General features: G+C 66.0%; 25 protein-coding genes. All 25 read right to left on the bottom strand.

The features are described 5' to 3' along the window. Positions 1 to 42: 42 nt before the first annotated feature. The 25 genes from AZC_RS13045 to rpmC all read right to left on the bottom strand — a co-directional run bounded on the left by AZC_RS13045 (position 43) and on the right by rpmC (position 17,947). Positions 43 to 1,908 carry a TRAP transporter large permease subunit gene (locus tag AZC_RS13045; protein WP_043880301.1) on the bottom strand — a complete coding sequence of 622 codons (1,866 nt, stop codon included), beginning with the start codon at positions 1,906 to 1,908 and terminating at the stop codon, positions 43 to 45. An 87-nt stretch (positions 1,909 to 1,995) separates the two neighbouring features. Next, the gene (locus AZC_RS13050) at positions 1,996 to 2,613 is read right to left on the bottom strand and encodes a TRAP transporter small permease subunit (protein WP_043879318.1); all 618 of its coding nucleotides are present in this window, start codon (positions 2,611 to 2,613) and stop codon (positions 1,996 to 1,998) included. Positions 2,614 to 2,830: 217 nt separating this feature from the next. Beyond that, the gene (locus AZC_RS13055; RefSeq protein WP_043879319.1) at positions 2,831 to 3,919 is read right to left on the bottom strand and encodes an RluA family pseudouridine synthase; all 1,089 of its coding nucleotides are present in this window, start codon (positions 3,917 to 3,919) and stop codon (positions 2,831 to 2,833) included. A gap of 120 nt (positions 3,920 to 4,039) precedes the next feature. Then, positions 4,040 to 4,432, bottom strand: a complete 393-nt coding sequence (crcB, locus tag AZC_RS13060) for a fluoride efflux transporter CrcB (RefSeq protein ID WP_043879320.1) — start codon at positions 4,430 to 4,432, stop codon at positions 4,040 to 4,042. A gap of 90 nt (positions 4,433 to 4,522) precedes the next feature. Beyond that, complete coding sequence (locus AZC_RS13065; RefSeq protein WP_012171052.1) at positions 4,523 to 4,741, bottom strand: hypothetical protein; 219 nt, start codon at positions 4,739 to 4,741, stop codon at positions 4,523 to 4,525. A 41-nt stretch (positions 4,742 to 4,782) separates the two neighbouring features. After that, entirely contained in the window at positions 4,783 to 6,090 is a 1,308-nt protein-coding gene (locus tag AZC_RS13070; RefSeq protein ID WP_043879321.1) for a replication-associated recombination protein A, read from the bottom strand. Positions 6,091 to 6,197: 107 nt separating this feature from the next. After that, a complete protein-coding gene (locus AZC_RS13075; RefSeq protein ID WP_012171054.1) occupies positions 6,198 to 7,676 on the bottom strand; it encodes a Do family serine endopeptidase in 1,479 nt (492 codons plus the stop codon). A 144-nt stretch (positions 7,677 to 7,820) separates the two neighbouring features. After that, positions 7,821 to 8,240, bottom strand: a complete 420-nt coding sequence (rplQ, locus tag AZC_RS13080) for a 50S ribosomal protein L17 (protein ID WP_012171055.1) — start codon at positions 8,238 to 8,240, stop codon at positions 7,821 to 7,823. Between the two features lie 74 nt (positions 8,241 to 8,314). Next, a complete protein-coding gene (locus tag AZC_RS13085; protein WP_012171056.1) occupies positions 8,315 to 9,340 on the bottom strand; it encodes a DNA-directed RNA polymerase subunit alpha in 1,026 nt (341 codons plus the stop codon). A gap of 139 nt (positions 9,341 to 9,479) precedes the next feature. Next, on the bottom strand, positions 9,480 to 9,869 hold the full coding sequence (gene rpsK, locus AZC_RS13090; protein WP_012171057.1) for a 30S ribosomal protein S11: 390 nt from the start codon (positions 9,867 to 9,869) through the stop codon (positions 9,480 to 9,482). A 126-nt stretch (positions 9,870 to 9,995) separates the two neighbouring features. Next, positions 9,996 to 10,364, bottom strand: a complete 369-nt coding sequence (gene rpsM / locus AZC_RS13095; RefSeq protein ID WP_043879322.1) for a 30S ribosomal protein S13 — start codon at positions 10,362 to 10,364, stop codon at positions 9,996 to 9,998. Positions 10,365 to 10,582: 218 nt separating this feature from the next. Continuing rightward, positions 10,583 to 11,167, bottom strand: a complete 585-nt coding sequence (locus AZC_RS13100; RefSeq protein ID WP_012171059.1) for an adenylate kinase — start codon at positions 11,165 to 11,167, stop codon at positions 10,583 to 10,585. Continuing rightward, a complete protein-coding gene (secY, locus tag AZC_RS13105; RefSeq protein ID WP_012171060.1) occupies positions 11,164 to 12,498 on the bottom strand; it encodes a preprotein translocase subunit SecY in 1,335 nt (444 codons plus the stop codon). Before secY ends, AZC_RS13100 begins: the two co-directional genes overlap by 4 nt. Before the next feature lie 374 nt (positions 12,499 to 12,872). After that, positions 12,873 to 13,355: a 50S ribosomal protein L15 gene (rplO, locus tag AZC_RS13110; protein WP_043879323.1), complete on the bottom strand. Its 483-nt coding sequence runs from the start codon at positions 13,353 to 13,355 to the stop codon at positions 12,873 to 12,875. A gap of 11 nt (positions 13,356 to 13,366) precedes the next feature. Beyond that, positions 13,367 to 13,567, bottom strand: a complete 201-nt coding sequence (gene rpmD, locus AZC_RS13115) for a 50S ribosomal protein L30 (RefSeq protein ID WP_012171062.1) — start codon at positions 13,565 to 13,567, stop codon at positions 13,367 to 13,369. 28 nt (positions 13,568 to 13,595) lie between these two features. Beyond that, positions 13,596 to 14,153, bottom strand: coding sequence for a 30S ribosomal protein S5 (gene rpsE, locus AZC_RS13120; RefSeq protein ID WP_012171063.1), 558 nt, complete (start codon positions 14,151 to 14,153; stop codon positions 13,596 to 13,598). 17 nt (positions 14,154 to 14,170) lie between these two features. Then, entirely contained in the window at positions 14,171 to 14,533 is a 363-nt protein-coding gene (rplR, locus tag AZC_RS13125) for a 50S ribosomal protein L18 (protein ID WP_012171064.1), read from the bottom strand. Between the two features lie 12 nt (positions 14,534 to 14,545). Then, complete coding sequence (gene rplF, locus AZC_RS13130) at positions 14,546 to 15,079, bottom strand: 50S ribosomal protein L6 (protein ID WP_012171065.1); 534 nt, start codon at positions 15,077 to 15,079, stop codon at positions 14,546 to 14,548. 19 nt (positions 15,080 to 15,098) lie between these two features. Then, positions 15,099 to 15,497, bottom strand: coding sequence for a 30S ribosomal protein S8 (gene rpsH, locus AZC_RS13135; RefSeq protein ID WP_012171066.1), 399 nt, complete (start codon positions 15,495 to 15,497; stop codon positions 15,099 to 15,101). A gap of 10 nt (positions 15,498 to 15,507) precedes the next feature. Then, a complete protein-coding gene (gene rpsN, locus AZC_RS13140) occupies positions 15,508 to 15,813 on the bottom strand; it encodes a 30S ribosomal protein S14 (RefSeq protein WP_043879324.1) in 306 nt (101 codons plus the stop codon). A 125-nt stretch (positions 15,814 to 15,938) separates the two neighbouring features. Next, positions 15,939 to 16,496: a 50S ribosomal protein L5 gene (rplE, locus tag AZC_RS13145; RefSeq protein WP_012171068.1), complete on the bottom strand. Its 558-nt coding sequence runs from the start codon at positions 16,494 to 16,496 to the stop codon at positions 15,939 to 15,941. Beyond that, entirely contained in the window at positions 16,489 to 16,806 is a 318-nt protein-coding gene (gene rplX, locus AZC_RS13150) for a 50S ribosomal protein L24 (protein ID WP_043879325.1), read from the bottom strand. The genes rplE and rplX overlap by 8 nt, the downstream gene beginning before the upstream one ends. Continuing rightward, positions 16,806 to 17,174, bottom strand: a complete 369-nt coding sequence (rplN, locus tag AZC_RS13155; protein ID WP_018390610.1) for a 50S ribosomal protein L14 — start codon at positions 17,172 to 17,174, stop codon at positions 16,806 to 16,808. Before rplN ends, rplX begins: the two co-directional genes overlap by 1 nt. A gap of 308 nt (positions 17,175 to 17,482) precedes the next feature. Further along, complete coding sequence (gene rpsQ / locus AZC_RS13160) at positions 17,483 to 17,731, bottom strand: 30S ribosomal protein S17 (RefSeq protein ID WP_012171071.1); 249 nt, start codon at positions 17,729 to 17,731, stop codon at positions 17,483 to 17,485. Between the two features lie 9 nt (positions 17,732 to 17,740). Further along, positions 17,741 to 17,947, bottom strand: a complete 207-nt coding sequence (gene rpmC, locus AZC_RS13165) for a 50S ribosomal protein L29 (RefSeq protein ID WP_043879326.1) — start codon at positions 17,945 to 17,947, stop codon at positions 17,741 to 17,743.

Genomic DNA, 17,947 nt, shown 5'->3' on the forward strand with positions numbered 1-17,947 from the left:
TCGCTTGCGCAGCGGGCGGCTTTGTCGTGGACCGTCGGGCGCCTATTTGGGAGCGCCGAAATCCAGTGCCGGCGGAGGCGGCGCGGAGTCGAGATCCGGAGTGAGGTTGTCGAACTGCTTCTGCACCGCCCCCTGATCCAGTTGCACGGAGCTGCTCTTGTAGTGCGTCACCATGCCGGGGAAGAGCACGACCAGCGCCACCATGATGAGCTGGATGCCGACGAACGGCACCGCACCCCAGTAGATCTGGCCCGTGGTCACCGGCTCCATGCGCTTGCCCGTCACGCGGTCGAGATAGGGCACCTTGGGTGCGACCGACCGCAGGAAGAACAGCGCAAAGCCGAAGGGCGGATGCATGAAGGAGGTCTGCATGTTCACCGCCAGCATCACGCCGAACCAGATCAGGTCGATGCCGAGCTTGTCGGCGGCCGGTCCGAGCAGCGGGATGATGATGAAGGCCAGCTCGAAATAATCGAGGAAGAAGGCCAGCAGGAACACGAGGATGTTCACCACGATGAGGAAGCCGGTCTGGCCGCCGGGCAGCGAGACGAGCAGTTCCTCCACCCAGCGGTGGCCGTCCACGCCATAGAAGGTCAGCGAGAACACGCGCGAGCCGAGCAGGATGAACAGCACGAAGGCCGAGAGCTTGGCCGTCGAGTAGGTCGCCTGCCGCATCAGGTCGAACTTCAGGCGCCCGCGACCGGCGGCGAGCAGAAGCGCGCCCACCGAACCCATGGCGCCGCCCTCGGTCGGCGTTGCGACGCCGATGAAGATGGTGCCGAGCACAAGGAAGATCAGGGCCAGCGGGGGCACCATCACGAAGATGACCTGCTCGGCCAGCTTCGAGAGCAGGCCCAGCCGGAACACGCGGTTGATGACCGCCACCACGAAGGCGAGGCCCACCGTCATGGACATGGCAAGGACCACATAGTCCGAGCCGACCCGCATGCCGGAGCGCTCCATCACCGCGATCGAGATGCCGATGGCGATGGACAAGGCGATGAACAGCGAGGGGGTGAGCAGGCGGGCGGTGCCGCTCATGATGAAATAGAACAGGACGAAGGCACCGACGCCCCAGACTGCCAGATTGGCCGCGCCCGGCAGGCTGCCGGCCGTGAGACCCGGCAAGGACCCGGTGGCGATCAGCACCGCAAAGCCGGCGGCGAAGATGGCGCCGAGCAGCCGCGAGGGGCCGCGCTTCTGATTCTTGTCGCGCAGGGTCTGGGCTTCCAGCGGCAGGCCGGGAGCCACGCTCGGGAAGATGGCCGAGACGAGGAAGATGTAGAACGCGTAGAGGCCGGCCAACAACAGGCCGGGCACGAAGGCGCCCTCGTACATGTCACCCACCGACCGGTTGAGCTGGTCGGCCATGACGATGAGCACGAGGGAGGGCGGGATGATCTGGGCCAGCGTGCCCGAGGCCGCGATCACGCCCGAAGCCACGCGCCGGTCATAGCCGTAGCGCAGCATGATGGGCAGCGAGATGAGGCCCATGGAGATGACCGAGGCCGCGACGACGCCCGTGGTGGCGGCGAGCAGCGCGCCCACGAAGATCACCGCATAGGCAAGGCCGCCGCGGATGGAGCCGAATACCTGTCCGATGGTGTCGAGCAGATCCTCGGCCATGCCGGAGCGCTCGAGGATGAGGCCCATGAAGGTGAAGAAGGGCACCGCGAGGAGCACTTCATTGTTCATGGTGCCATAGACGCGCTCGGGCAGCGCCTGAAGGAAGTCCGGCCGGAACAGGCCGAGTTCGATGCCGATGACACCGAACACGAGGCCGTTGGCGGCCAGCGCGAAGGCCACCGGATAACCCAGCAGCAGGAAGATCACGAGGGCGCCGAACATGATCGGCGCCATGTTGTGGGTGACGAAGGCGCGCAGGCCGCCATCGGCGGCGAAGGCCATCTCCGGACCGAGGGTGCTGAGCGCCACGGCGAGGGCACAGAGGAGGCCCGTCTTGAAGACGCGGTTCTGGATCATGATCGCGTTTCCTCAGGGCGTCTTGGTGTCGGCGACGATGGCGACGGGCTCGACATCGGCGAGCAGGCGCTGGGCTTCCGCCTCGGCGGAGGCAAGGTGGCCGCCCGCCCCCTCGTTGGGGTCCTCCATCTTGCCGGTGAAGATGGCGACGCGCTTGATGAGCTCGGAGATCGCCTGGATCAGCAGCAGAGCGAAGCCCACGGGCACGAGCATCTTGGCCGGCCACTGGGGCAGGCCGCCGGCGTTCAGGGACTGCTCGTTGATGCGGTAGGAATTCAGCGCGAAGGGAATGGACGTGTAGAGCATCACGAGGGCGAACGGCATCAGGAAGAAGACATTGCCGAAGATGTCGATGCCGTCGCGCAGGCGCTTGGACAGGCGGGAATTCACGATGTCGATGCGGATGTGCTCATTGTCCATCAGCGTCCAGGGCGAGCACATCAGGAACACCGCGGCGAATAGCACCCATTGCAGTTCGAGCCAGGCGTTCGAGCTCAAGTCGAACAGCTTGCGGATGACCGCATTGCCGGCGGAAACGATGATGGCGACGAGGATCAGCCAGGATACCAGACGCCCGATGCGGGCATTGATGGCATCGATCGCCCGGCTGAGCGCGAGCAAAACGGACATGGGATTTCCCCCCGGCGATGCGGATTCCCGCTTCTGATCGCAACGGCCCGTTCGGGTCCGCCTGCGGTGACGAGCGAACGGCAGATGAACAAAAGTCCATCCGCCGCCGAGCCGCGCACCATAGGCAAAGCCCGTCAATGCGCAAGTCTGTCCGAAAGTCTAACGCCTGAAATACCTTGAGCCGACGTGCTGCAATGCAGCAACGCCCATGAAATGTTCAGCCCTCAGGCGATTCCACGATAGGATCGTACTGGGTTGCATCAAAGCCGAGCACGGCCCACGACTGCGCCATGTGGGGCGGCAGCGGCGCAGAGACGTCGATCATCCCCTCCCCGCGCGGATGGGGAATCACCAGCCGGCGCGCCAGGAGATGCAGCCTGTTCTGCAAGCCGCCGGGCAATTCCCAGTTCTCGATGTTGAAATACTTGGGATCGCCCACGATCGGGTGATGGATATGGGCCAGATGCGCGCGGATCTGGTGCGTGCGCCCGGTCACCGGCTTCAGCGACAACCAGCTCATCTTCTGCGCCGCATGCTCGACGACCGCATAATAGGTCACGGCGTGGCTGGCATCCTCCTCGCCATGGCGGGCAACGCGCATGCGCTCCTCGGCCTCCTCGCGGGCGAGATACGTGGAGATGCGGCCCTGCCGGGGCTTCGGCACGCCCGGGACCAGCGCCCAGTAGATCTTGCGTGCCTCGCGGGAGCGGAAGTTCTTGGCGAGCTGCGCCGCCGACAGACGGTTCTTAGCGATCAGCAGGCAGCCGGCGGTGTCCTTGTCGATGCGGTGGACGAGGCGCGGCTTCTGGCCGTCCTTGGCCCGCAGGGCGTCCAGCATCCCGTCGATGTGGCGGAAGGTGCCCGATCCGCCCTGCACGGCGATGCCGGACGGCTTGTTGAGGACGAGCACGTCCTTGTCCTCGAACAGGATGATGGAGCGCAGGAATTCCGCATCCGTCTGCTCGCGGCGGGCGGCAGCGCGCACCTGATGCGCGGCCGGCGCGAAGGGACTGCCGGAGCCGGCAAAGCCACCCTCCTCCCCCGCGACGGCGCCCTCGCCCTTGGTCTTGGACTGCGCCGGAGACGCAGCCGGCGCGGCATCGTCGCCCAGCGGCGGCACGCGCACGCTCTGGCCGGGCGAAAGGCGCGTCGAGGTCTTCACCCGCCCGCCGTCCACGCGCACCTGACCGGTCCGCACCAGCTTCTGCAGATGGCCGAAGGACAGATCCGGGAAATGCGTCTTGAACCAGCGGTCGAGGCGCATGTCGGCCTCGTCCTCGGTCACCTGCTTCAACTCCACCGCCATATGCGGGCCACCTCTCCATCCGGCGCGGCTTCGCCGCCGGGACACCTGTTCGTGCCTATCGGTCACAGAACGGGCGCGGCGTCCAGAGCTTTGCGCGAATGGCGGGCATTCGGGAGCGGATCAGCCCATGGCGCGGATGAGCGAAAGGCCCGCGAACACGCCGACGAGGCACAGGACGAGGGAGCCGACCGCATAGGCGGCCGCCGGGCCCATTTCGCCGCGCTCCACCAGCACCGCGAATTCCAGCGAGAAGGTGGAGAAGGTGGTGAATCCGCCCAGCATCCCGGTGGTCAGAAGCAGGCGCACGTGCTGCGTCCAGAAGCTGCCCTGCCCCGCCCGCATGGCGAAGGCCGCCGTGAGCGCGCCCATGATGAAGCAGCCGAGCACGTTGATGAACATGGTCGCGAAAGGAAAGGACAGCGTGCCGAACAGGCGCACGGTCGTGATGTTCACGATGTGGCGCATCAACCCGCCGAAGCCGGCTCCGAGAAACACGAGAACGGCGGGGATCATGTTGGCCCTCATGCTGCGTTGCAGGAGATTGCTACAGAGGGCCGCGCCACCCGGCAAGATCACGCTGCGAGACCGCAAGGCCCTGCGCGCTCACGCCAGCAGGGCGACGGCAGAAACCGCGCCAAGGAGCGCCAGAAAGCCGACCGCCACATAGAACATCCGGGACATGCGCCCCCGCCCGCCCTCAGGCGCCGGAAGCACGCGGCCGAGCAGGCACAGGACCACATAGACGAAGGCAAGGGCCGCCAGAGCCACGACCACGTTGAACAGCACCAGCACGTTGAACAGGGCGTCGGCATTCACAAACATCGACGCGCCTCCTCCGCTTTCGGCCTCAAGGCACCCGCCCCTCAGTCGGAGGCCCGGTCCGCCTTCAGGCGGGCCCAATAGTCGAGGCGCTTCTTCACCTCGCGCTCGAAGCCGCGCTCATTGGGCTGGTAGAGGTCCGGGCGATGGTCGCCCGCGAGCTCGTCGGGGAAGAATTCCTGCCCCGCATAGGCGTCGGGATAATCGTGATCGTAGCGATAGCCCGCGTGGTAACCGAGTTCCTTCATGAGCTTGGTCGGCGCATTCAGGATGTGCTTGGGCGGGGCGAGCGAGCCTGTCTTCTGCGCCAGCGCTAAGGCTGCATTGAAGGCGGAATAGGCGGCGTTGGATTTCGGCGCGGTCGCCACATAGGCGATGGCCTGCGCCATGAACAGTCGGCCTTCCGGCCAGCCCACGCGCTCGAAGGCGGTCCAGGCGGCGATCACCTGCGGCATGGCCTGCGGATCGGCCATGCCGACATCCTCGGAGGCGCAGCAGGCAAGCCGGCGGAAGATGGTGCCCGGGTCCTCGCCGCCGGTCATCATGCGCGCGGCCCAGTACATGGCCGCATTCACATCCGAACCGCGCAGGCTTTTGTGGAAGCAGGAGAGCAGGTTGTAGTGCTCCTCCTGCGCCTTGTCATAAACGGGCGCGCGCTTCTGCACCGTCTGGGCCAGGGCCTCCAGATCGAGGTCCGGCCCCGGCGGGAGCGCCAGAAGTTCCTCCACGAGGCCCAGCAGATAGCGCCCGTCGCCGTCCGCCATCTCGGTCAGCGCCTCGCGGGCCTGGGCGTCCAGCGGCAGGCAGCGGCCGGCATGGGCCTCGGCCCGCTCCAGCAGGCGGGCGAGATCCGCCTTCTCCAGCCGGCGCAGCGTATAGACCTTGGCCCGCGACAGCAGCGCGGCCACCATGGAGAAGCTCGGGTTTTCCGTGGTGGCGCCGATCAGAACGATGGTGCCGTCCTCCACATGGGGGAGCAGCGCATCCTGTGTGGTGCGGTTGAAGCGATGCAGTTCGTCCACGAACACCGCCGTCTGGCGCCCCGAACCCGTGCGCAACTGCCGGGCGGTCTCCACCACCTTGCGCAGGTCCGCGACGCCGGAAAGCACGGCGGACAACTGCACGAACTCGAAGCCAAGTCCGCGCGCGACGAGGCGGGCGATGGTGGTCTTGCCCGAGCCGGGCGGCCCCCAGAGGATGAAGGAGGAGAGCCGCTTGCCTTTCACCATCCGCCCGATGGGACCCTCCGGGCCGAGCAGATGCTCCTGCCCGATCACATCCTCCAGCCGCTGCGGGCGCAGCACCTCGGCCAGTGGACGCGGGGCAGCCTCCTCGAACAGCGACAGGGTCATCAGGTGTCTCCGGGGTCCGCGCATCACGCGGACAAGGGCCGCCGGCAACCGGCAGCCCTTGATAGATGGTGTTTCGTGTCCCGCCCGCCAGCCGGCGGGCATGCGACTCAGCCGCCGAGAACGGCAGTGATGGTGCGCCCGCCGCGAGCCACCGTCACCTTCCAGGCGCGGGACGGGGTGCGGGTGGCGGCCACCAGATCCTTGGTGCGTTCGATGCGGCCGCCATTCACCTCGAGGATGATGTCGCCCGCCCGGAAGCCCGCCGCATCGGCGGGCGAGCCGTCCGCCACCTCCGAGATCACGACCACGCCCTCGTCCACATCGAGGCGCAGTTCGTCAGCGACGGCCGGGGAGACATTGAGGACCCGCGCGCCGGCAAAGGGCGAGCGCGAGGAGATCACCACCTCGTCCCGCGGCACGCTCTCCGGCGGGGGCTCCAGCGTCACCACAAGGGTCTGGTCGCGGCCCTGCCGGACGATACCGAGATTGGCCTTGCCGCCGAGCGGGCGGGTGCCCCAGCGATAGTTCAGGGATTCGGGATCATCGATCGCCTGCCCCTCGACCGCCACGATGAGGTCGCCCGTCTTCAGGCCGGCACGCGCGGCGGGTCCGTCCGTCGCCACGGACTGGACAAGTGCGCCAGTGGGCCGCTGGAGGCCGAGGCTATCGGCGATCTCCGGCGTCACGCGCTGGAGCTTGGCGCCGAGCCAGGGCCGGCGCACCGTCTTGCCGCCGGCTTTGGCCGAGGCGACCACCACCTTCACCATATTGGCGGGGATGGCGAAGCCGATGCCATGCGAGCCGCCCGAGCGCGAATAGATGGCGCTGTTGATGCCCACGAGGCGCCCGTCCATGTCCACGAGGGCGCCGCCGGAGTTGCCGGGATTGATGGCGGCATCCGTCTGGATGAAGAACTGATAGTCGGACACGCCCACCTGCGTGCGCGCGAGCGCAGAGACGATGCCCTGCGTCACCGTCTGGCCGACGCCGAAGGGATCGCCGATGGCAAGCACGAGATCGCCGACCGCGAGTTCGTCCGAATTGCCGATCTCCAGCGAGGAGAATTTGGCCCCCTCCCCCTTGATGCGCAGCACGGCAAGGTCCGTGCGCTGGTCGGAGAGGAGCACCTCGGCGTCGAACTCGCGCTTGTCGTTGAGGGCGATGCGGATCTGGTCCGCGCCCTGGATCACGTGCTGGTTGGTGACCACGAGGCCGCTGGGATCGACGATGACGCCCGAGCCGAGCGAACGCTGCACCCGCTCGGGCGCGCCGAGCCCGCCGCCTCCAGGGCCGCCGCCGAAGAAGCGCCGGAAGAAGGGGTCATCGATGAAGGGATTGGTGCGCTGGGCGATCTTCAGCGCATAGACATTGACGACCGCCGGTGCGGTGCGCGCCACCACGGGGGCGAAACTCATCTTCATCGCCGCCGCCGAAGACGGAACGACGGTTCCCGCCTGGGCATGCGCCGGCGGCCCGGCGGGGGCCTGCCGTTCGACCTGCTGCGCCACGGCGACCGAAAGACCGGCAACGACGAGGCCGCCCGCCAGAACCGCTCCCACCCAGGACCGCACGCCGGCAAAACCCATGGTCTGTCACCCTCGCTCAAGTCGTCGCGCGCCGGCCCGGACGAGTCGGCACGCTTTCGTGCTGATTAAACGAAAGAAGGGCGACCGTGAGGCCGCCCTTCCAGAAACGCTGCACTGCGGCGCGGGATCCCCCGCGTGCGCAAATCAGGCCGCGACGGCCTCGGCCGCCTCGGCGCGGGCACGATCGGCGGCGCCCTTGGCGTCCACGTCACGGTCCACGAACTCGATCACGGCGACCGGGGTCGAGTCGCCATAACGGAAGCCGGCCTTGATGATGCGGGTGTAGCCGCCCGGACGACCTTCATAGCGCTTGGCCAGCACGTCGAAGAGCTTCTTCACGACGTTGAGGTCGCGCAGCTCGGCGATGGCCTGGCGGCGGGCGTGCAGGTCGCCACGGCGGGCGAGCGTCACCAGCTTCTCGACGACCGGACGCAGGTCCTTCGCCTTCGGCAGGGTGGTGACGATCTGCTCGTGGGTGATGAGCGCACCGGCGAGGTTGGCGAACATCGCCTTGCGATGCTCCGCGGTGCGGTTGAACTTGCGGTGAACCTTGCCGTGACGCATGACGGCGAACTCCTAAATGCCTCCGGCGTTTCGAGCCGAGATTGGTTAAGCGGCTCGAGCCGCGGGGTGAATGGTCAGTAGTGGTCCTCGAAGCGCTTCGCGAGCTCTTCGATGTTCTCCGGCGGCCAGCCCGGCACTTCCATGCCGAGGTGCAGGCCCATGGAGGCCAGCACTTCCTTGATCTCGTTGAGCGACTTGCGGCCGAAATTCGGCGTACGGAGCATCTCCGTCTCGCTCTTCTGGATCAGGTCGCCGATGTAGACGATGTTGTCGTTCTTCAGGCAGTTCGCCGAACGCACCGACAGTTCGAGCTCGTCCACCTTCTTCAGGAGCGCCGGGTTGAAGGGCAGTTCCTGGATGGCAGCGGTCTCGCTCTCGCGCTTGGGCTCCTCGAAGTTCACGAAGATCTCAAGCTGGTCCTGCAGGATGCGCGCCGCATAGGCGAGCGCGTCCTCGGCGGACACCGAGCCGTCGGTCTCGATCTGCATGGTCAGCTTGTCATAGTCGAGGATCTGACCCTCACGGGTGTTCTCGACCTTGTAGGAGACCTTGCGGACCGGCGAGTAGAGGCTGTCGATCGGGATGAGGCCGATCGGAGCATCCTCGGGACGGTTGCGTTCGGCGGGGACATAGCCCTTGCCGGTATCGACGGTGAATTCCATGCGCAGTTCCGCGCCCTCGTCCAGCGTGCAGAGCACGAGGTGGGGGTTCAGGATCTGGATGTCGCCCACGGTCTGGATGTCGCCGGCGACGAGGACGCCGGGACCGTTCTTCTTCGCCACGAGACGCTTGGGGCCATCGCCCTGCATCTTGATGGCGATGTCCTTGATGTTGAGGATGATGTCGGTGACGTCCTCACGCACGCCCGGAATGGACGAGAACTCGTGCAGCACGCCATCGATGTGCACCGACGTCACCGCCGCGCCCTGAAGGGACGACAGCAGGATCCGGCGCAGCGAATTGCCGAGCGTCATGCCGAAGCCGCGCTCCAGCGGCTCGGCCACGACGGTGGCGAGGCGCTTGGGATCGGCGCCGGCAGTCACCTGCAGCTTCTCGGGCTTGATCAGCTCTTGCCAGTTCTTCTGAATCACTTGCGTCACCTTGCCTTCTCGCCGGGCGGCGGCACTCGATCAACCGGACGGAAACCCCGCTGGTCCTGTGCGGCGCCGGCCCGCCCCGCTCGCCGGGGATGAACCGAGCAGAGGCCCGGCGGGAAAATCCCGCGGGCCATTGGCACGCTCAGACGCGCCGGCGCTTGCGCGGACGGCAGCCGTTGTGCGGGATCGGCGTCACGTCACGGATCGAAGTGACCAGGAAACCGGCGGCCTGCAGCGCGCGCAGGGCCGATTCACGGCCCGAACCGGGACCGGAGACTTCCACTTCCAGAGTGCGCATGCCGTGCTCGGCCGCCTTGCGGGCCGCATCCTCGGCCGCGAGCTGCGCGGCGTACGGGGTGGACTTGCGCGAACCCTTGAAGCCCATGGCACCGGCGGACGACCAGGAGATGGTGTTCCCCTGCGCATCGGTGATGGTGATCATGGTGTTGTTGAACGACGCATTCACATGCGCAACGCCCGAGGCGATGTTCTTGCGCTCGCGGCGCTTAACGCGTGCTGCTTCCTTAGCCATCTCGTCTTCGATCCTTCAGGCGCGCCCGTAGCTCCAGGCGCTCGGGATGGGCACCCTTTCGGGCACCCGGGATAAAAGGAAAGGCCGGAGCCCGGCCTTTCCCTCAAACTCATGCGATCGCGGCGATCACTTCTTCTTGCCGGCGATCGGCTTGGCCGGACCCTTGCGGGTGCGGGCATTGGTGTGCGTGCGCTGGCCGCGGACCGGGAGGCCGCGACGGTGACGCAGGCCGCGGTAGCAGCCGAGGTCCATCAGACGCTTGATGTTCATCGCAACTTCGCGGCGCAGATCGCCTTCCACGATGTAGTCGCGGTCGATGGTCTCACGGATCTGCAGCACTTCCGCGTCGGTGAGCTGGTTCACGCGACGCTCGGCCGCGATGCCGACCTTCTCCACGATCTCTTCAGCCTTCTTCGGGCCGATGCCGTGAATGTACTGGAGCGCGATGACGACGCGCTTGTTGGTCGGGATGTTAACGCCTGCAATACGAGCCACTGCTCTCTCCATCTCAGCCACCCCGGCGGGGCGGCGGAAAGCTCCGCGTCCGGTGGAGGCCGGCCCTTGCGGAGACAACAACAATCCGTGCGAGTCGCGCCTCATGCGAGGGCGACACGCACGGATCTCGAAAAGGAAGGAGCGCCATTACGCGCTTTTTCGGATTCTGTCAACGCCCCGCAACGCCTCCAGGCGCTGTCACGGAGCGCGAGGGATGCTCAGGCCGTCTCGAGAATCGAGTCGATGGCCTGCGTCACCTTCTCGATCGGCGCCATGCCGTCGATCTGCTGAAGCTGGCCCCGGGCCGAATAATAGGGCGCCACGACCGCGGTATCGCGGTTGTAGGCCTCGAGGCGGGTCTTGAACACCTCCGGATCGTCATCCTTGCGCACCGGCTCGCCCTTGGCCTTGGCCTCGGCAGCGCGGTTGAGGATGCGATCGAGGAGCTTGGCCTGATCCACCTTCAGCTCGATGACGGCATCGAGCTTGAGGCCCTTGTCCGCCAGCAGCTTGTCGAGGGCGTCCGCCTGCGCGACCGTGCGCGGGAAGCCGTCGAGAATGAAGCCCTTGCGGGCATCCGGCTGATCGAGCCGCTCGGCGATGATGCCGATGACGATCTCATCCGAGACGAGGCCGCCCGATTCCATCACCGCCTTGGCCTTGAGGCCCACCGGCGTGCCGGCGGCGACCGCCGCCCGCAGCATGTCGCCGGTGGAGAGCTGGACGATCCCGTGACGCTGGACGAGACGCAGCGCCTGCGTGCCCTTGCCGGCACCGGGAGGACCAAGCAGTACCAACCTCATTTCCGTTTCCCCCCGCGCAGCTTGGACTTCTTGACCAAGCCCTCATATTGATGCGCCAGCAGATGTCCCTGGATCTGCGAGACCGTATCCATGGTCACGCTCACCACGATCAGCAGCGACGTTCCGCCAAAATAGAACGGCACGGCGGCGTAGGAAATCAGCACTTCGGGGAAGAGACAGACCGCCGCGATGTAGGCTGCGCCCACCACCGTGATCCGGGTCAGCACATAGTCGATATATTCCGCGGTGCGCTCGCCGGGGCGGATGCCGGGAATGAAGCCGCCGTGCTTCTTCAGATTGTCGGCCGTCTCCACCGGGTTGAACACGATGGCGGTGTAGAAGAAGCAGAAGAACACGATCAGCAGCACATACAGCAGCATGTACAGCGGACGGCCGTGGCCCAGCAGGGCCGTGACCTGATTCAGCCACTCGGGACCCGCGCCCTGCAGGAAGCTGGCGATCGTGGTGGGGATCAGCAGCAGCGAAGAGGCGAAGATCGGCGGAATGACGCCCGACGTGTTCAGCTTCAGCGGCAGATGCGAGGACTGGCCCTCATAGAGCCGGTTGCCGACCTGACGCTTGGGATACTGGATCAGGAGACGGCGCTGGGCGCGCTCCATGAACACGATGAAGGCGATGAGGCAGACCACCATCACAAGCACGCCGAGAATGATCGGCGTGGAGATGGCGCCCTGACGGCCCAGTTCCAGCGTGCGGACGAAGGCGCCCGGCAGTTCGGCGACGATGCCGCCGAAGATGATGAGCGAGGTGCCGTTGCCGATGCCGCGCGAAGTGATCTGCTCGCCCAGCCACATCATGAACATGGTGCCGCCGGTCAGCGTGATCACCGTGGAGATGCGGAAGAACCAGCCCGGATCCATGACGACGCCGGTGGAGCGCTCAAGGCCGACGGCGATGCCATAGGCCTGGAACACCGCCAGAACGACGGTCAGATAGCGGGTGTACTGGTTGATCTTCTTGCGGCCCGCCTCGCCTTCCTTCTTCAGCGCCTCGAGCGTCGGGGAGACGGTCGTCAGCAGCTGCACGATGATGGAGGCGGAGATGTACGGCATGATGTTCAGGGCGAAGATAGCCATGCGCTCCACGGCGCCGCCCGAGAACATGTTGAAGAGGCCGATGATCCCCTGCTGGGCGCCGCGGAACACGTCCTGCAGCGCATCGGGGTTGATGCCGGGAAGCGGGATATAGGTCCCGAGCCGGAAGACGATGAGCGCGCCGAGGGTGAACCAGATGCGCTTCTTCAGCTCCTCGGCCTTGCCGAGGGAACCGAAATTCAGATTTGCCGCGAGTTGTTCGGCCGCCGAGACCATGCCTTGCTCCGCTTCCGCCGCCGCACCGGGAGGCGGGCTATAGATGAGAGGCGCGTGTGAGCCGCGAAAGACCCCCGGAGCATCGGCCGCACGGAAAGCGGCGTCAAACCGGGAAATCGTAAGCAGCCCAGGTCGGCCGCGAATCCTCTTCCCCGACGGTCATAACCGGCTTTGTCCGGCCCATCCATAGCCGCTTTGCCGCGCAGGTGCCCTCCCCGCGCTCGCGCACCGACTGGAACAGGCCCTGCCGCAGGTCGCGGCACGGGGCACGCGACACAGGAACCGAACGGCGCTCAGGACCAGCGGACCGCACCCGAGCCCACAAACACAGAACGGCCCCGGATCGCTCCGGGGCCGGTCCAATACGCGAGGCTTCAGACCGCTTCCGCAGCTTCCGCCTTGACCGACACCTTCACGGAGCCGCCGAGCTTCTCGACAGCCTCGGTCGCGGACTTGGTGGCATAAGCCACGTCCAGCGCAACCTTGGCCTTGAGCTCGCCGCTGCCGAGAACCCGCACGCCATCCTTGGCGCGGCGCAGGACGCCGGACGCCACGAGGGCGGCCTCGGTCACCGGAGCGGACGCGTCCAGCTTGCCGGCGTCGATGGCGGCCTGGATGCGGCCGAGCGACACTTCGTTGAAGTCGAGCGCGAAGATGTTGTGGAAGCCACGCTTCGGCAGACGCCGATGCAGAGGCATCTGACCACCTTCAAAGCCCTTGATGGCGACGCCGGTACGGGCCTTCTGACCCTTGACGCCGCGACCAGCGGTCTTGCCCTTGCCGGAGCCGATGCCCCGGCCGACGCGCATGCGCTTCTTGCGCGCGCCGTCGTTGTCCCTGATTTCGTCGAGCTTCATCTCGCTTCCCCTCACTCGTCCGCGACGACGCGGACGAGATGCTGGACCTTCGCGATCATGCCGCGCACGGCCGGAGTATCCTGGAGGGTGGAGCGACGGTGCCGCTTGTTCAGCCCGAGGCCCACCAGCGTCGCGCGCTGGTCGCCCGGACGGCGGATCGGCGAGCCGATCTGCTCCACGGTGACGGTCTTGGTTTCAGACGCCTTAGCCATGGCGTTATCCTTTCAGATGCGGCCGGGCTCAGTCGGTCGCTTCGGCGTCTTCGACGCGGCGGCGGGACTGGAGCTGGGAAACCTTGAGACCACGACGGGCCGCGACGGAGCGCGGGCTGTCCTGGTTGGTCAGGGCGTCGAAAGTGGCACGAACCATGTTGTAGGGGTTGGAAGACCCGAAGGACTTCGCCACCACGTCATGGACGCCGAGGGTCTCGAACACGGCGCGCATCGGACCACCGGCGATGATGCCGGTACCCGCAGGCGCAGCGCGCAGGATGACCTTGCCGGCGCCGTGGTGACCATGCACGTCGTGGTGCAGGGTCCGGCCTTCGCGCAGCGGCACGCGGATCAGCGCACGCTTGGCGCTTTCCGTGGCCTTGCGGATGGCTTCCGGCACCTCACGGGCCTTGCCGTGGCCGAAGCCCACGCGGCCCTTCTGGTCACCGACGATGACCAGGGCGGCGAAACCGAAGCGCCGGCCGCCCTTCACAACCTTGGCAACACGGTTGATGTGGACAAGCTTGTCCACGAACGTGTTGTCACGATCCTCGCGCTCTGCGCGGTGTTCCCGATCACGGGCCATATCGCTGCGTCCTCGCGTCAGAACTGAAGGCCGCCTTCGCGGGCGCCCTCAGCGAGCGCCTTGACGCGCCCATGATAGATGTAAGCGCCACGGTCGAAGACGACCGCGGTCACGCCCTTGGCTGTGGCCCGCTCGGCGACCAGCTTGCCGATGGCCTTGGCGGCCTCGACGTCAGCGCCGGTCTTGAGCGAGGAGCGCAGGTCCTTCTCGAGGCTCGAGGCGGCGACCAAGGTCTCGCCCTTCGCGTCATCGATGATCTGCGCGTAGATATGCTTCGAGGTGCGGTGCACGGACAGGCGCGGACGCCCGTTGGCCGCGGCGCGGATCGCGCGACGCACCTTGGCCTTGCGGCGCTCAAGCGCCTCCAGATCTCTAGCCATGGTTCGCCTCCGTCACTTCTTCTTGCCTTCCTTGCGGAAGATGAATTCGCCAGCGTACTTGACGCCCTTGCCCTTGTAGGGCTCGGGGCCGCGGAACTCACGGATCTCAGCGGCGACCTGACCGACCTGCTGCTTGTTGATGCCGGTCACAACCAGCTCGGTCGGCTTGGGAGCCGCGATCTGGATGCCTTCCGGGATCGGGTAGATCACGTCATGGCTGTAGCCGAGGGAAAGCTGCAGGTTCTTGCCCGCAACCGCCGCCTTGTAGCCGACGCCGTTGATCTCGAGCTTCTTCTCGAAGCCCTTGGTCACGCCTTCGACCAGGTTCGCCACCAGCGTGCGGGACATGCCCCACATGGACTTGTGACGCGGAGTTTCGCCGCGCATGGCGATCTTCAGCTCGCCGCCTTCCAGCGACGCCTGAATCTCTTCCACGAGCACGACTTCGAGGGCGCCCTTGGGGCCCTTCACCTTGACCGTCTGACCGTCCACGCTGGCAGTGACGCCGGCGGGAATGGCGACGGGATGCTTGCCGATCTTCGACATTTCTCTCTCCGCCGCTCGATCAGAACACGGTGCAGAGCACTTCGCCGCCGACATTCTTGTCGCGGGCGTCGTGATCCGCCATCACGCCCTGGGGCGTGGACAGCACGGCAATGCCGAGGCCGTTGGCAACACGCGGCAGCGCCTTTACGGAGGCGTAGACGCGGCGGCCGGGCTTGGACACGCGGGTGATCTCGCGGATCACCGGCTGGCCGTCGAAGTACTTGAGCTCGATCTCGAACTCGGTACGGCCGTTGCCATGGTCGGTGGTGGTGTAGCCGCGGATGTAACCCTCGTCGCGGAGGACATCCAGGAGGCTGGCGCGCAGACGCGAACCCGGCGTGGACGTCTTGTCCTTGCGGCGCATCTGGGCGTTGCGGATGCGGGTGATCAGATCGCCGATAGGATCATTGATGGACATCGGCCTCTCCTCACCAGCTCGACTTCACCAGGCCCGGAACCAGGCCCTGGGAACCGAGTTCGCGCAGCGCGACACGGCTCATCTTCAGCTTGCGATAGAACGCACGGGGACGGCCGGTGACTTCGCACCGGTTGCGCACGCGGATCTTCGCGGAATTGCGCGGCATCTGCGCGAGCTTGAGGGTCGCGGCAAAGCGCTCCTCGATCGGCAGGGTCTTGTCGTTCACGATCGCCTTCAGACTTGCGCGCTTCGCCGCCTTGCTCTGGGAGAGCTTGCGGCGACGCTCGTTCGTCTCGATCGCGCTCTTTTTCGCCATGTCTTGCTCCTGTTCTCCGCGTCTGAGGTGCGTCACCGCATCCCCACTGCCGGAAAATCAAAACCCGTCACATAGATGAAAGGGTTCGGCGCCCGGCCATGCCGGACGCCGATCCTTCTATACTGTCACTGGCGGAAGGGGAAGTTGAAGGCGCGCAGCAGAGCCCGCGCCTCGTCGTCCGTCTTCGCCGTCGTGCACACGATGATGTCCATGCCCCAGATCTGCTCGACCTGGTCATAGTTGATCTCGGGGAACACGATGTGCTCCTTCATGCCCATGGCGTAGTTGCCACGGCCGTCGAAGCTCTTCGGGTTCAGGCCGCGGAAGTCGCGGACGCGCGGCAGCGCGACCGTGATGAGGCGGTCCATGAATTCGTACATGCGCGCCTGGCGAAGGGTCACCTTCGCGCCAACCGGCTGGTTCTCGCGCAGCTTGAAGTTCGAGATCGCCTTGCGGGCCCGCGTCAGCACCGGCTTCTGGCCGGCAATGCGCGCGAGATCAGCGGCGGCCGTCGTCACCTTCTTGGTGTCGGCGGTGGCTTCGCCCACGCCCATGTTGATGACGATCTTCTCGATGACCGGCACCTGCATGGGGTTCTTGTAGCCGAACTCTTCGATCAGCTTGGGGCGCACCACGGAATCGTAGTGGGTGCGCAGCCGCGGGGTATAAGTCGCCTCAGCCATCGATCCTCTCCCCGGAACGCTTGGCCACGCGGACCTTGCGCCCGTCGTCCAGCACCTCGAAACCGACGCGGGTGGGCTTGCCATCCTTGGGGTCGGCAACCGCGATGTTCGAGAGGTGGATGGGAGCCTCCTTGGAGATGATCCCGCCCTCCGACTGCGCGGTCTGGCGCTGATGACGCTTCACAACGTTGACGCCGCGGACGAGCGCACGCTCTTCCTTCGGCAGCACCTGGAGCACCTCGCCCGTGCGACCCTTGTCGCGGCCGGCGAGGACGACGACCTTGTCGCCCTTCTTGATCTTCGCGGCCATCACAGCACCTCCGGCGCCAGCGAGATGATCTTCATGTGGTTCTTCGCGCGCAGCTCGCGCGGAACCGGCCCGAAGATACGGGTCCCGACGGGTTCCTTGTTGTTGTTGATCAGCACGGCCGCATTGCGGTCGAAGCGGATCACGGAACCGTCGACGCGACGGATGTCCTTGGCCGTGCGAACCACGACCGCCTTCATCACATCGCCCTTCTTCACGCGACCGCGCGGAATGGCTTCCTTGACCGACACAACGATGATGTCGCCCACGTGAGCATACTTCCGCTTCGAGCCGCCCAGCACCTTGATGCACATGACGCGACGCGCACCGGAATTGTCCGCCACGTCGAGATTGGTCTGCATCTGGATCATGACGCACCTGCTCTCGTCATCCAGCGCCGCCGATTTAACGGCATTGCTCGTCCACACTGCCGTGCCCGCTCATCGGAACACGGTTGCCGCCGCGATGCGGTCTCCACTCGATCCGGACCTCCTGAACGGGAAGCAAGGATGCGACGGACCCAGCACCGGAGCGTTGTCCTGAAACGCGAATGGGACGGCTGCAACAGTTGCTGTTGCCGGCTACCCAGTGAATCGCGCCCCACTCCATAAACAGAGACGGCTTCACCGTCCATAGGAATCGCACAGGCGGTTCCCATGAACGGCCGCTTCTGTCGGAATCAGACCTCGGCGCGCTTCTCGCCCTGGACCACGATCCAGTTCTTCAGCTTCGACAGAGGCCGATGCTCCTCGATCCAGACGGTATCGCCGATGGACCAGGTGTTGGCCTCGTCATGGGCGTGATACTTCTTGGACCGACGAACGGTCTTCTTCAGCAGCGGATGGGTGAAGCGACGCTCCACCCGGACCACCACAGTCTTGTCCTGCTTGTCGCTCACCACGACGCCCTGGAGCACGCGCTTCGGCATCGCTCACCCTCACTTCACGTTGGCAGCAGCGACGCGCTTGGCGTTCTGCACCGTCTTGATCCGGGCGATGTCGCGACGGATCTCCTTGGAGCGCGCCGTGTTTTCCATCTGGCCGGTGGCCTTCTGGAAACGCAGGTTGAACTGCTCCTTCTTCAGCTTCAGCAGCTCATCGGCGAGCTGATCGGGGCTGAGGGCCCGAACGTCCTCGGCTTTCAT

It is taken from the genome of Azorhizobium caulinodans ORS 571, from assembly GCF_000010525.1.
GTDB lineage: Bacteria > Pseudomonadota > Alphaproteobacteria > Rhizobiales > Xanthobacteraceae > Azorhizobium > Azorhizobium caulinodans.

What these genes read in the sequence shown, in the direction of transcription:
- AZC_RS13045 (WP_043880301.1), bottom strand. Translation starts at nt 1,908, where the DNA reads ATGGCCTTCGCCGCCGATGGCGGCCTGCGCGCCTTCGTCACCCACAAC.
- AZC_RS13050 (WP_043879318.1), bottom strand. Translation starts at nt 2,613, where the DNA reads ATGTCCGTTTTGCTCGCGCTCAGCCGGGCGATCGATGCCATCAATGCC.
- AZC_RS13055 (WP_043879319.1), bottom strand. Translation starts at nt 3,919, where the DNA reads ATGGCGGTGGAGTTGAAGCAGGTGACCGAGGACGAGGCCGACATGCGC.
- crcB (WP_043879320.1), bottom strand. Translation starts at nt 4,432, where the DNA reads ATGATCCCCGCCGTTCTCGTGTTTCTCGGAGCCGGCTTCGGCGGGTTG.
- AZC_RS13065 (WP_012171052.1), bottom strand. Translation starts at nt 4,741, where the DNA reads ATGTTTGTGAATGCCGACGCCCTGTTCAACGTGCTGGTGCTGTTCAAC.
- AZC_RS13070 (WP_043879321.1), bottom strand. Translation starts at nt 6,090, where the DNA reads ATGACCCTGTCGCTGTTCGAGGAGGCTGCCCCGCGTCCACTGGCCGAG.
- AZC_RS13075 (WP_012171054.1), bottom strand. Translation starts at nt 7,676, where the DNA reads ATGGGTTTTGCCGGCGTGCGGTCCTGGGTGGGAGCGGTTCTGGCGGGC.
- rplQ (WP_012171055.1), bottom strand. Translation starts at nt 8,240, where the DNA reads ATGCGTCACGGCAAGGTTCACCGCAAGTTCAACCGCACCGCGGAGCAT.
- rpsK (WP_012171057.1), bottom strand. Translation starts at nt 9,869, where the DNA reads ATGGCTAAGGAAGCAGCACGCGTTAAGCGCCGCGAGCGCAAGAACATC.
- AZC_RS13100 (WP_012171059.1), bottom strand. Translation starts at nt 11,167, where the DNA reads ATGAGGTTGGTACTGCTTGGTCCTCCCGGTGCCGGCAAGGGCACGCAG.
- secY (WP_012171060.1), bottom strand. Translation starts at nt 12,498, where the DNA reads ATGGTCTCGGCGGCCGAACAACTCGCGGCAAATCTGAATTTCGGTTCC.
- rplO (WP_043879323.1), bottom strand. Translation starts at nt 13,355, where the DNA reads ATGAAGCTCGACGAAATCAGGGACAACGACGGCGCGCGCAAGAAGCGC.
- rpmD (WP_012171062.1), bottom strand. Translation starts at nt 13,567, where the DNA reads ATGGCTAAGGCGTCTGAAACCAAGACCGTCACCGTGGAGCAGATCGGC.
- rpsE (WP_012171063.1), bottom strand. Translation starts at nt 14,153, where the DNA reads ATGGCCCGTGATCGGGAACACCGCGCAGAGCGCGAGGATCGTGACAAC.
- rplR (WP_012171064.1), bottom strand. Translation starts at nt 14,533, where the DNA reads ATGGCTAGAGATCTGGAGGCGCTTGAGCGCCGCAAGGCCAAGGTGCGT.
- rplF (WP_012171065.1), bottom strand. Translation starts at nt 15,079, where the DNA reads ATGTCGAAGATCGGCAAGCATCCCGTCGCCATTCCCGCCGGCGTCACT.
- rpsH (WP_012171066.1), bottom strand. Translation starts at nt 15,497, where the DNA reads ATGTCCATCAATGATCCTATCGGCGATCTGATCACCCGCATCCGCAAC.
- rpsN (WP_043879324.1), bottom strand. Translation starts at nt 15,813, where the DNA reads ATGGCGAAAAAGAGCGCGATCGAGACGAACGAGCGTCGCCGCAAGCTC.
- rplE (WP_012171068.1), bottom strand. Translation starts at nt 16,496, where the DNA reads ATGGCTGAGGCGACTTATACCCCGCGGCTGCGCACCCACTACGATTCC.
- rplX (WP_043879325.1), bottom strand. Translation starts at nt 16,806, where the DNA reads ATGGCCGCGAAGATCAAGAAGGGCGACAAGGTCGTCGTCCTCGCCGGC.
- rplN (WP_018390610.1), bottom strand. Translation starts at nt 17,174, where the DNA reads ATGATCCAGATGCAGACCAATCTCGACGTGGCGGACAATTCCGGTGCG.
- rpsQ (WP_012171071.1), bottom strand. Translation starts at nt 17,731, where the DNA reads ATGCCGAAGCGCGTGCTCCAGGGCGTCGTGGTGAGCGACAAGCAGGAC.
- rpmC (WP_043879326.1), bottom strand. Translation starts at nt 17,947, where the DNA reads ATGAAAGCCGAGGACGTTCGGGCCCTCAGCCCCGATCAGCTCGCCGAT.